Genomic DNA, 9,633 nt, shown 5'->3' with positions numbered 1-9,633 from the left:
TTCTTTTTAACGAGCTGAATTTCTTCCTCTGTGTGCTGATTAGGATGTGCTGTCTTTGGTTTTCGTGATTTGAGAGCTAAGCTTTCGACAGTTCCATCGTATTTATCTAATTGGCGATAAATAAATTGACGATAAGTGTTGTATCTTCTAGCAGCTTTCGAAACGCCATACTTAAGCGCATACTCACACATTTTCTTTCTTACACGCATTTCTTCTGTTATAATAGACATATAGGGACATCCTCCTGATTTTGTGTGGTAACTTAATTATACAGGATGTCTCTTTTTTTGTGTCTATTTTTGTAACATATCTATTGTACCTCTACATAAAGATGATTGGGTTTCCTGCTATGATATGAACGAAAAATCTAATCTTTAATCCGTTTCGTTTTCGGCATGAGAATCTTTCTCTTTTTTATCATTGTTAGTATCTTGGTCTTCTGCCTTTTCTTGATCTTCTTCCGGCATTTCGATTAAGGAGTTAAACAATTGATCCAATTCTGTGTTTAGGGATTCATAATCTCTATGAGAAGGCATCTTCTTTCCTCCCTTGTTCTTTTTTGTGTTCCTACTATATGCTTATTTCTTCAAAATTGCAACTGGAAAAACCGTTGACCAGCTTCTTCTCTGCCTAAGGTTCTTCTAAGATATAGAATGTGTTAAAATGACAATAGAAGAAGCTAAAGGAGACAGACAGTTGAATAAGTTTAATGAGATTTATTTAGATATTGAATCAGCTATCTTAAACCAACAATATCAGGCGGGAGAACTTTTGCCGAGCGAAAATGAGCTGGCAAAAAGCTATAATGTTTCCCGTGAAACAATTCGAAAAGCTTTAGTTCTCTTGCTTGAAAATGGTTATATCCAAAAAAAACAAGGAAAAGGTTCAATCGTTTTAGACGTACAGCGATTTAATTTTCCTGTCTCTGGTCTTACCAGTTACCAAGAGTTGAAATCATCCCAGCATATCAATAGCAAAACAATCCTGGTTAAAAATATTCGTCAAACCATGCCGGATGCTGTCACCAAGCAGCTGCAACTGCCTAAAGATACAGCCGTTCACTTTGTCGAAAGGCTACGTCAAGTAAATGGAGAATCGATTATTCTAGACAAAGATTACTTGCTGACAAGCGTCATCCCTGATTTGCCCGACAAAGAAGCAGAAAACTCTTTGTTTCAATATATCGAGCAGACGTTGGGCTTGAGCATCGGTTATGCTCAAAAGGAATTTACCGTTGAACCTGTCACTAAAGAAGACAAGCAATTGATGAGTCTGCATGGTGATACACATGTAGTGGTTGTTAGAAGTTCTGTTTATTTAGAAGATACGACTTTATTCCAATACACTGAATCCCGGCATCGTTTGGACAAGTTTAAGTTTGTCGATTTTGCCCGCCGCCGAAGCCCAATGTAACGAAAAATAAAACAAGCCGATCAGAGTCAGTGACTATATGATCGGCTTGTTTTTCTATATATTTTATTTTCTATTTCTTATCAAAGTAATAAGCGACTGTCTCATATGGTCCTAAGGTAAGCGTCGATCCTAGTGCTCTTTCTTCGCCATTTCCGATGAGGTATTGGCCTTGACGTTCTTGATAAGCTTTCGGTATTTCTACCACAACAGGTTCTTTATAAAAGTGGTTGAAGACCAGCAATTCTTCTCCTTCGTATTCTCGAATATAAGCATAGACGCTTGGATGATCCATTAGAATACCGAGGTAGCTGCCTTCTGAAATTACCTTGTACTCTTTTCTTAAGGCAATCAGTTTTTGGTAATAGTTGAAAATCGAGTGCTCTTTTTTCTGCAACTCTTCTTCTACATTGATATAGTGGAAGTTCTCTGCCGGTTTGATCCATGGCTTCCCAGTTGTGAATCCAGCATTCTTCTCTGCCGACCACTGCATAGGCGTACGACTAGTATCTCGCGATTTGCTTTTGATGATCTCCATTACTTCTTCATGTTCTACGCCTTGCTCACTTAATTCTTTATAAGCATTCAAGGTCTCCACATCTACGTAGTCTTGCATATCCATAAAGTCAGGATTGGTCATCCCGATTTCTTCTCCCTGATAGACATACGGCGTTCCGCGCAGCAGATGGACCGTCTGTGCCAGCATCGTAGCTGTTTCAAATGGGTAGTGTTCAGGATCTCCAAATCGACTATTGGCACGGGGTTGATCATGGTTATTCCAAAACAAAGCATTCCAGCCATTGCCTTTTGACATGCCATCTTGCCAATCATCCAATATATATTTCAACTTCATAAAGTCGAATGGTATGTGGCTCCATTTTTCCCCGTTCAAGTAATCCACTTTCAAGTGATGGAAACTAAAAATCATGGATAGTTCTTGATTTTTTGGATCAGAGTATAAGATACCATTTTCAACAGTCGTAGAAGACATCTCCCCTACTGTCATGATTTCTCTATCTCCTTTGCCAAATGTTTCCTGATTTAATTCATGAATAAACGTATGCGCAATTGGACGGTCTGTATACAAATATTTTCCAATACCATCTGCGGCATCTTTCAGTTCTTCATCTTTACCAATTACATTGATCACATCAAACCGCAGCCCTGCTACGCCTTTATCCAGCCAGTAGTTAACGACTTGATACAGCTCTTTCCGGACATTCGGATTATGCCAGTTCAAGTCTGCTTGGCTGACATCATACAAATGCAAATAATACTTTCCTGTATCGCCAAAAGGTGCCCAAGCTGGGCCTCCGAATTTCGAGACCCAGTTTGTCGGCAAACTTCCATCTGGTTTTGGCTCTCTTAAAATATAGTAGTCTTGATATTTTTTATCCCCTGCTAGTGCTTTTTGGAACCATTCATGCTCGATCGAAGTATGATTCAATACCATGTCTAACATGATCTCCATACCTTTTTCTCTCGCCTTTTCTACAAGTTCTTCAAAGTCTTCCATTGTACCAAATAAAGGATCGATCTCTGTATAGTTGGCAATGTCATAGCCATTGTCTTTTTGCGGTGAAGTGAAGAAAGGATTCATCCATAGCAAATCTACTCCAAGTTTATCCAAGTAAGGCAATTTTTCAATAACCCCTCTTAAATCACCGATGCCGTTTCCGTCAGAGTCTTTAAAAGACTTAGGGTAAATTTGATAAACGACTTTTTTACGCATTTCACTCATGTTGCATCCTACTCTCTCTTAAAATTAAGATCCTAATTTAGGTGTTGGCAGATCTTCCACCCCCATCTTATTCAGTTTCTTGCTCTTACTGAAGACAAATGTCAATGCGATCGGCACTACGATGGCAATCACCATACAGATAATGAATTGTCCCCAATATTGGTTTTTGATCGATAATAACCCAGGTAAACCACCGACACCGATGGAATAAGCTGTTACGTTAAAGATAGAAGACATCATTCCTGCAAGCCCTGAACCGATCATTGCAGCTAAGAATGGGTAGAAGTACTTCAAGTTGATCCCAAACATCGCTGGTTCTGTGACCCCTAGATAACATGAGATCGTAGCTGGCAATGAAACAGATTGCTCTTCTTTGTCTTTCCAATGAAGAATCAACATCGCTAAAACAGCTGATCCTTGTGCAATGTTTGATAGGGCGATCATCGGCCACAAATTCGTACCATCAAAGTCGGCCACTAACTGCAAGTCGATGGCATTCGACATATGATGGAGCCCTGTGATGACGAGCGGTGAATAAAAGAAGCCAAACAACAAACCAAATAACCATCTAAACGAACTCGTCAATCCTGCATAAACCAAATCAGATATCCATGAACCGATCTGCCAGCCAATTGGTCCTAGTACAGCATGTGCGATAAAAATAGCTGGAACTAAAGCAAATAAAGGAACAAAAATCATCGACACAGCTTCTGGAATGATTTTACGTAAACCGAGTTCAAAATAAGCCAACAAGAAACCGGCTAACATCGCTGGGATAACTTGTGCTTGATATCCAATCATATCGATTTGGAAAAGACCAAAATCCCAAAATGGAATGTCTGCTGCAGATGTACTAGCAACGCTATAGGCATTCAATAATTGAGGCGATACAAGTGTGATCCCCAAGACAATTCCCAAAATCTGAGTGGTCCCCATTTTTTTAGCGATACTCCAAGTGATCCCGACTGGTAAGAAGTGGAAAATAGCTTCACCCGGCAGCCATAAGAAGGAGTTGATCGTATTCCAAATCGGGTAAACCGAAACGATCGTCTCCCCTCCTAGTGAATCAAAAGGAACAGCTTCTAAAATATTTCTAAATCCTAAAATAAGACCCCCAACAACGATGGCAGGAATAAGCGGTGAAAAAATTTCAGCGAAAACGGACATCGTTCGCTGCAGTAGTGTTTGGTTTTTCTTACTTGCAGCTTTTACATCGTCTTTTGAAACACCTGTTTTTCCGGAAACCTTTTCAAATTCATTATAAAAAGTTGCGACATCATTTCCAATGATGACTTGATATTGTCCAGCTTGAGTAAAAGTCCCTTTTACAGACGGAATCTTTTCGATTTTTTTGTTGTCAGCTTTTGCTGGATCATTCAGCACAAAACGCATACGTGTAGCACAATGCGTAACAGCTGATATATTTTCTGGCCCTCCAATATCTTCAAGCAACTGTTTAGCATCTTGTTTAAAATCTGCCATTTCTTTTCCTCCTAAAGAAAAATAGTTTTATTTTAAAAAGCAACTTGTATATACAAGTAAATGTACGCTATTTCCTTCTTGATTGCAAGCGCTTTTCGAAAAAAATCTGCTATTTCTTTGACGTTGCTTTTTTTCTCGTTGCCGTTTCCCGATGATTGTTTTCCCCCTCCTTTATCGGTACTCCATCTGCTGCTCTTTTCATCTTCTTCTTTGTCTTCACTTTACCGTGATTGCCACTATTCTGCAAAAATAACACCTTCATTTTCATTGATCTCATTCCGCTCTTCACCTTAATCTTGAGCAGATTTCCTCGTATCAAACACTTGACTTTTCATCTGTTCTTCTTTGAGCTAAAATAAAATTATGAAACTTAAAGTCATTGAATAATAGGTGTTCATACGAGACGCCATATAAATGAGGTGAGTTTAGATGAAAACATTAACGAGGATCTTGTCCAAAATCGTTTTGACTTTTATTTTTTGGTACGTGATCAATCGTCTCTTCCTTTTCTTCTTTGGAACATTTATTCCGGGTCCTGAAGAAATGAAAGGCGTGATTTTTCTTTATGCACTTATCTTTGTTGTTGAAGTAGGACTAGCTTATCTCTGTACCTCTTTGGTTTTTCGATCAGACAAAACAAAAAGAAAATGATTTTTCAACAGCCTCCATTTTAGCTGAAAAAGCTGATAGGAAGCTGTTTTTTGTTCACTACCAAAGGTTTAAAGAAGAGAAAGCACTTCATTTGCTTTAAGTAAGATATCTCGATACTATAGATTTAGTAGAAAAAAGACTGTAAGCAGAGAGGAAAAAAATGAAGGAGGATTTTTAAATGGCTAATCAAGACAATAATAAAATGAGTAGAGAAGAAGCAGGACGTAAAGGCGGGGAAGCAACTTCTAAGTCTCATGATAAAGACTTCTATCAAGATATCGGACAAAAGGGCGGAGAAGTAACTTCTGATGCTCACGACAAGGATTTCTACCAAGACATTGGACAAAAAGGCGGAGAAACAACTTCTAAAACACATGACAAAGATTTCTACCAGGACATTGGACAACAAGGTGGAGAAACAACTTCCGAAACACATGACAAAGATTTTTATCAAGATATTGGACAAAAAGGTGGAGAAGCAACTTCTGACTCTCACGGCAAAGACTTTTACCAAGATATTGGACAACAAGGCGGTAAAGCTCGTCATGACAAAGATAATCACTGATCCCACTTTTTGATTGATTGACACAACTAAAAAGACTATTCATCAAAACTGCTGGTTTTTTTCTACTATAAGCGAAAAAGATGACTTCTGCTCTATAGAAGTCATCTTTTTTATGGTGCTTATATTTGTTTATCTGTTGGTTCCACCACTAAATAGCGATGCGGTTCTTTTCCTTCTGAATGCGTGGCTACCCATTCGTTTTCACTTAAATAGAAATGAATGATTTTTCGTTCAAAAGCCGGCATTGGTTCTAAGAAAACAGGTTGGTTTGTTTGACGTACTTGGCTAGCTGTCCGTTCTGCTAATTTCCGCAAAATTTCTTCGCGTCTTTCACGATAGTCGCCAGCATTTACGATCGCAACCATTTTTGTTTTGCCATAACGGTGTAGCAACACTTGAGCAAGAGATTGTAAAGCATTGAGAACTTTGCCATGCTTACCGATAATGACTCCTGCTTTTTCTGATTGGATGTGGAAAATCACTTGTTTATGCTGTCTTTCTGCTTCAACAGTCGCTTTCCCTGCAAGCTTGGTTGCGACGTTTGTTAGATAATCTGCCACATACGCAATGGCTTGTTCATCATTTTTGCTAGAACCCTTCTGTTCCTCTTCAGCTGCTTCTTCTGTCGTTATTTCTTCTTCAACTGCTTGTTGAGACGTGGAGTCTACTGATGCTTCACCTGCTAGTGGTTCTTCCTTATCTTTATTCGGCTCAGATTCTGGTTCGTGAAAAACGTCTTCCGGCAATTTCTCTGCAACACGACTTCTCACTCGAACGATCGCATCCTTTTGACCAATCCCAAGGAAACCTTTCTTTCCTTCTTCGATGATCTCGATCGATGCTTCTTCTTTTCCGATTCCCAATGCTCTCAAGCCTTTATTGATAGCTTCTTCAACAGTGGGTGCTTTTGCAGTATATCTATCCATGTCCTATCCTCCGCTCTGAAACTTTTAGATAATCATTTGAACATTTATATCGTGATGACTGGAAAAGAGATGATACTCCTGTCTTATAACGCTGTTTCTTTTTGTTTTAAATAAATCCGTTAACTTCCATTGTTTCTATTTCTTTTTTGATACGCTTCTTCCACTCTTGCGCGCTTGTCTAATCGCCTGTTGACGTGCACGTTCCCGTTCCTTTTCAGCCCGGATTTTTTCTTCGCGTTCTTTCCGTATCTTAAATGGATTGTTTAACAGCAACGTTTGAGCAACTGAAAAACCATTACTGATGACAAAATACAACCCTAACGCACTTGGCAGCGAGATCGTAATAAATAAAATCATGACGGGCATCATATAAGTCATGATAGCCATTGATGAGTTCTTTTGCAACTGACTCATACTGGTCAATTTAGAAGTAGCCAGTGTCAGTAGTGCTGCTAAAATCGGCATAATGAACAATGGATCCGGTGTTCCTAGGTTGACCCACAAAAAGTGACCTGTCCGAAGAACTTCTGTCCGGCTGATCGATTGATACAAAGCAATCAAAACAGGCATTTGGATCAGCAATGGCAAACAACCGGCCGCAGGGTTCACGCCTGCTTCTTCATATAGCTTAGAAGTTTCTTCTCTTAACTTTTCTTTTGTTTCTGTATCTTTGCTAGAATATTTTTCTTGCAGCTCTTTTAATTGCGGCTGAACATCCGTCATTTTGCGGCTGCTCTTTGTTTGATAGTAAGTAACTGGCAATAGAATGATTCGCACCAACAAAGTAAAGGCGATGATCCCTACCCCATAATTTCCTCCAAGAAAATTGGATAACCAAATAATGATCCTAGAAAAGTTATAGACGATGTAACGATCCCAAAATCCAGTACTTTCTGCTGAAATCGGGTCTGTGCCACATGCAGCCAGCACAACAGTCAATGATAAAATCCCTAATAAAAGAAGTAATCGCTTACGCTTTCTCAAAGTTTTTCCCCCACTCTTCTACGTTCTTAGTGTTTCTTTAGCATTTTAGCTAATCTTAAAACATGAACCAAACTTTTTTTCGTTTCTGCCGTCGTCAAATCGGCTGCCGGCTTACGCGCAATCACAATGAAATCTTTATCTGCCTTCAGATCTGTCTTCAACTCAGTCAGACTTTGACGAATTCTTCTTTTCACTGCATTTCGCGTCACGGCATTTCCAATTTTTTTTCCTACAGATAAGCCGACTCTAAAATGAGGTTGATGTTCTTTATTTAATACATATATAACGAATTGCCGATTAGCAGTTGATTTTCCATGATGAAAAACGCGTTGAAATTCGGATTCTTTTTTTACGCGATAAGCTTTTCTCATTTCTTTCCCTCAACTTTTTTACTTTTTGATTCTTTCTATATTAATACCCGCTGAATAATGGCATATACAGCTATGTCCGCTTTGTTCAGCAGGCATGGTTTAAAGAATCTTTTTGTCCATAAAGAAAAAAAAGACCACTGAGACGGTCAGTGATCTATGCAGACAATACTTTTCTGCCTTTACGGCGTCTACTTTGTAATACATTACGTCCATTTTTAGTACTCATACGTTTACGGAAACCATGTACTTTTTGACGTTTACGTTTCTTAGGTTGGTAAGTTCTTTTCATTCGTAATACACCTCCTGAAAACTATCTCACAATCATTTTTATAGGTTAATTTCAAGACAGTCTTGAATAGTCTAATGAAAAAAGGCATCTATGTCAAGAGTGACATTCTTCTTTTATTCACTCACTTCCCTAGCATACCATAAACTCCGATTTGTGAAAACAACTTTTTCTGATTTTCTGCAAATTTTCACTGCTATTCAAATATAAGTTACAAAACATTCTTTTTATTCCAAGTTGCATAACTTGAATTAAAAAGAATGTTTAGAATACATGCAAGTATGTTTTGATAATGACAAAGCAGGTATTACCACCTTAAAGGAATTACAAAGAACGACTATACCCACTCTTGAATTTCAAGACAAATCATCTAATAACTCTAAAAATTGGAACGAAAATCTAAAAAAAGCCCAATCGTAATAAGCTAAGAAGAAAGCAAATATAATTCTTGATAAACAATTCATTTTAGAGCGTCCTCAAACAAACCGTTTTTTACGAGTTGTGAGATAAGAACAGTACAAATAACTAATCGCTGTTTTCTATCTAGCATATGGGGTTGAGGGTTGCATAGTAGCACATTCACTAATTGCTCGAATCTTCTCGTGGCTAAATCAAAGGCTCTTTTGTGTTTATGTCACAGTGTACTTCTTGTAATGTACCTAAAATTCAGGCTCACAGTTTCGTATAGAGTTGGTAGCTTTAACTAAGTAATATTATGCCATCTCTATTCATTATAATAAACTTTTTTGTAATAAATACATTACAAAAAAAACGATATTGACGATTCGAACGATAACCTAACCATATACTAAAAAGGAGGAAGTTCATGGACATTTTACAACAAATTTTGATATGGATTGTAACTGGTTAATAAAAAACTCGTATTGGTATGAGTAAAAAAGGGAGGGTTAGTTGTAAAATGAAATGCATAAAGAAAAAAATATAAAAAAGCCATGTAGATACGGTATACTTTAAAGCGACGAAACCAAAGTAAGGAGTATCTACATGACTAATAACCATTCTAACATAAAACGCAAACAGGCTAAACACTTATCTGATATCCAACGCGGGAGACTCGAAGAAATGGCTAAAGAAGGAAAACTGAGCCAGACAAAAATGGCGTTGGAACTGGGAGTAGATCAGTCAACCGTCTCCCGCGAATTAAGACGTGGAAAAGTCCGCCAAATGGCTTATGACCGCTCTTATTACGAATGCTA

The 9,633-nt window shown here is 38.2% G+C and carries 12 protein-coding genes and 1 pseudogene; 4 read left to right on the top strand and 9 right to left on the bottom strand.

What is annotated here, in order from left to right:
* Positions 1-230: pseudogene (locus tag BM057_RS10715) on the bottom strand (IS481 family transposase); the annotation flags it as partial.
* Positions 231-374: 144 nt separating this feature from the next.
* Positions 375-536 carry a hypothetical protein gene (locus BM057_RS11765; protein WP_177186249.1) on the bottom strand — a complete coding sequence of 54 codons (162 nt, stop codon included), beginning with the start codon at positions 534-536 and terminating at the stop codon, positions 375-377.
* Between the two features lie 160 nt (positions 537-696).
* On the opposite strand from BM057_RS11765, the gene treR reads away from it, so the two are divergent.
* Positions 697-1,413: a trehalose operon repressor gene (gene treR / locus BM057_RS10710; RefSeq protein WP_092093688.1), complete on the top strand. Its 717-nt coding sequence runs from the start codon at positions 697-699 to the stop codon at positions 1,411-1,413.
* Between the two features lie 70 nt (positions 1,414-1,483).
* Here treR and treC read toward each other — a convergent pair whose 3' ends face one another.
* From treC to BM057_RS11760, 3 genes are all read right to left on the bottom strand, one after another.
* Positions 1,484-3,151, bottom strand: coding sequence for an alpha,alpha-phosphotrehalase (gene treC, locus BM057_RS10705; RefSeq protein WP_092093685.1), 1,668 nt, complete (start codon positions 3,149-3,151; stop codon positions 1,484-1,486).
* Positions 3,152-3,175: 24 nt separating this feature from the next.
* Positions 3,176-4,633 (bottom strand): PTS system trehalose-specific EIIBC component, encoded by a 1,458-nt coding sequence (gene treP, locus BM057_RS10700; protein ID WP_047389781.1) that lies wholly within the window; start codon positions 4,631-4,633, stop codon positions 3,176-3,178.
* 109 nt (positions 4,634-4,742) lie between these two features.
* On the bottom strand, positions 4,743-4,910 hold the full coding sequence (locus tag BM057_RS11760) for a hypothetical protein (RefSeq protein ID WP_177186248.1): 168 nt from the start codon (positions 4,908-4,910) through the stop codon (positions 4,743-4,745).
* Between the two features lie 152 nt (positions 4,911-5,062).
* On the opposite strand from BM057_RS11760, the gene BM057_RS10695 reads away from it, so the two are divergent.
* Both BM057_RS10695 and BM057_RS10690 read left to right on the top strand, forming a co-directional pair.
* The gene (locus BM057_RS10695; RefSeq protein ID WP_047389783.1) at positions 5,063-5,284 is read left to right on the top strand and encodes a hypothetical protein; all 222 of its coding nucleotides are present in this window, start codon (positions 5,063-5,065) and stop codon (positions 5,282-5,284) included.
* Between the two features lie 178 nt (positions 5,285-5,462).
* Positions 5,463-5,849, top strand: coding sequence for a KGG domain-containing protein (locus tag BM057_RS10690; RefSeq protein ID WP_092093682.1), 387 nt, complete (start codon positions 5,463-5,465; stop codon positions 5,847-5,849).
* Positions 5,850-5,968: 119 nt separating this feature from the next.
* Here BM057_RS10690 and jag read toward each other — a convergent pair whose 3' ends face one another.
* The 4 genes from jag to rpmH form a co-directional block, all read right to left on the bottom strand.
* Positions 5,969-6,775: an RNA-binding cell elongation regulator Jag/EloR gene (gene jag / locus BM057_RS10685; protein ID WP_092093680.1), complete on the bottom strand. Its 807-nt coding sequence runs from the start codon at positions 6,773-6,775 to the stop codon at positions 5,969-5,971.
* 135 nt (positions 6,776-6,910) lie between these two features.
* Positions 6,911-7,759 carry a YidC/Oxa1 family membrane protein insertase gene (locus BM057_RS10680; RefSeq protein ID WP_092093677.1) on the bottom strand — a complete coding sequence of 283 codons (849 nt, stop codon included), beginning with the start codon at positions 7,757-7,759 and terminating at the stop codon, positions 6,911-6,913.
* A gap of 26 nt (positions 7,760-7,785) precedes the next feature.
* Positions 7,786-8,130, bottom strand: a complete 345-nt coding sequence (gene rnpA / locus BM057_RS10675; RefSeq protein ID WP_047389790.1) for a ribonuclease P protein component — start codon at positions 8,128-8,130, stop codon at positions 7,786-7,788.
* A 154-nt stretch (positions 8,131-8,284) separates the two neighbouring features.
* A complete protein-coding gene (gene rpmH, locus BM057_RS10670; RefSeq protein ID WP_007725519.1) occupies positions 8,285-8,419 on the bottom strand; it encodes a 50S ribosomal protein L34 in 135 nt (44 codons plus the stop codon).
* A gap of 1,002 nt (positions 8,420-9,421) precedes the next feature.
* Between rpmH and BM057_RS10665 the strand changes: the two genes are divergently transcribed.
* The coding region (locus BM057_RS10665; RefSeq protein ID WP_143074514.1) for a helix-turn-helix domain-containing protein at positions 9,422-9,633 on the top strand (212 nt) is incomplete at its 3' end.

This window comes from Pisciglobus halotolerans, assembly GCF_900113675.1.
Classification (GTDB): Bacteria; Bacillota; Bacilli; order Lactobacillales; family Carnobacteriaceae; genus Pisciglobus; species Pisciglobus halotolerans.
Note: the sequence above shows the minus strand (reverse complement) of the source record. Positions and strands in the feature narration are given on the sequence as shown.

Bases quoted from the DNA above. Each gene is read 5' to 3' on its own strand.
- BM057_RS11765 (WP_177186249.1), bottom strand. From the start codon at position 536: ATGCCTTCTCATAGAGATTATGAATCCCTAAACACAGAATTGGATCAA.
- treC (WP_092093685.1), bottom strand. From the start codon at position 3,151: ATGAGTGAAATGCGTAAAAAAGTCGTTTATCAAATTTACCCTAAGTCT.
- treP (WP_047389781.1), bottom strand. From the start codon at position 4,633: ATGGCAGATTTTAAACAAGATGCTAAACAGTTGCTTGAAGATATTGGA.
- BM057_RS11760 (WP_177186248.1), bottom strand. From the start codon at position 4,910: ATGAGATCAATGAAAATGAAGGTGTTATTTTTGCAGAATAGTGGCAAT.
- BM057_RS10695 (WP_047389783.1), top strand. From the start codon at position 5,063: ATGAAAACATTAACGAGGATCTTGTCCAAAATCGTTTTGACTTTTATT.
- BM057_RS10690 (WP_092093682.1), top strand. From the start codon at position 5,463: ATGGCTAATCAAGACAATAATAAAATGAGTAGAGAAGAAGCAGGACGT.
- jag (WP_092093680.1), bottom strand. From the start codon at position 6,775: ATGGATAGATATACTGCAAAAGCACCCACTGTTGAAGAAGCTATCAAT.
- rnpA (WP_047389790.1), bottom strand. From the start codon at position 8,130: ATGAGAAAAGCTTATCGCGTAAAAAAAGAATCCGAATTTCAACGCGTT.
- rpmH (WP_007725519.1), bottom strand. From the start codon at position 8,419: ATGAAAAGAACTTACCAACCTAAGAAACGTAAACGTCAAAAAGTACAT.